Source organism: Frankia sp. AiPs1, from assembly GCF_023716945.1.
Lineage (GTDB): Bacteria > Actinomycetota > Actinomycetes > Frankiales > Frankiaceae > Frankia.
On record NZ_JAMQQF010000996.1, the window covers coordinates 1 to 1,147 of the forward strand.

1 protein-coding gene is annotated in these 1,147 nt (G+C 74.4%); it reads right to left on the bottom strand.

Annotated elements, in window-relative coordinates; all coding sequences use genetic code 11:
• Positions 1 to 1,036 (bottom strand): serine/threonine-protein kinase (locus ND748_RS32425; RefSeq protein ID WP_374216098.1); only part of this gene is annotated, 1,036 nt, incomplete at its 3' end.
• Positions 1,037 to 1,147 lie beyond the last annotated feature (111 nt).

The window sequence follows — 1,147 nt, forward strand, 5'->3', positions numbered from 1 at the left end:
CGCCATGCCAGCCCTGCGCCGCCTCGCCGCCGGCGCGGTCGGGGAGGCGATCGGGGACGCGGTTGGGAGCACGGTCGGGGGAGGTTTCGGGTCGGGCCGGATCGTCAGGCCGTGGCCGCACCCAGCCGCTCGGCTCGGCGCCCGGCGGCGATCCGGCGCCCTCCGCCCCGACGCGTTGGAACGGTGCCAGCATCGGCGCCGCGGACCGGATGACGCGGGTCACATCCGGATCAGGATGGGTCGAGGGGCCCATCCCCACCAGGCGCAGGAACAGATCCTGCGCGGTCGGCCGGGCCGCCGGATCCTTGCGCATCGCCTCCTCGACGATCGGGCGAAGCGCCGGGTCGAGGCCGTCGAGCAGCGGCTCGCGGTGCACGACCCGGTAGAGCTGAACCGGTGTCGGGCCGTCGCCGAAGGGGAATGACCCGGTCCCTGCGTAGGTGACCAACCCGCCCCAGGCGAACACGTCCGCCGCGGCCGAAACGGCTTCGCCGTTGGCCTGCTCGGGCGCCATGAACGCCGGGGTGCCGACCCGCTGGATCTCCTGACTCAGCATCGTCTGGGCATCCAGCGCTCGCGCGATCCCAAAGTCGATCACTCGCGGACCCAGGGAGGACAGCAGCACATTGGACGGTTTGAGGTCGCGGTGCACGAGACCTGCGCCGTGGATCGACGTCAGCGCCGCCGCGACGCTCACCGCGAGGCGTTCCAGGTCGGCCGAGCGCAGCGGGCCCTCCGCGGCCACGCTCTGAGCGAGAGTCAGCCCGTCGATGTACTCGGTGACGAGGTAGGGCAGCCCGTCCGGGGGGTCGACGACGTCGAGCACCTCCGCGGTGCAGAATCGGGCCACCCGGCGGGCGATGTCGGCCTCGCGCCGGAACCGGGCCCGGAACTCGGGCACCCGGGCCAGGTCCGGCCGGATCACCTTGACCGCGACGAGCCGGCCCGCGTATCCGGTCACACCGGGGCGGCCCCGTCCGAGGTAGACGGTGCCCATCCCGCCCTCGCCGAGCCGGCCCAGCAGTTCGACGTGGATGAGGTCCCGGGGGTCGTCGCGATCGAGCGGCGCGAACGGTCCGCCCGGCCCGCCCGGTCCCGACCCGCCAGCGCCAGCCCCGCCACCCGCCGGCGGGTGGCTCACCTGGCC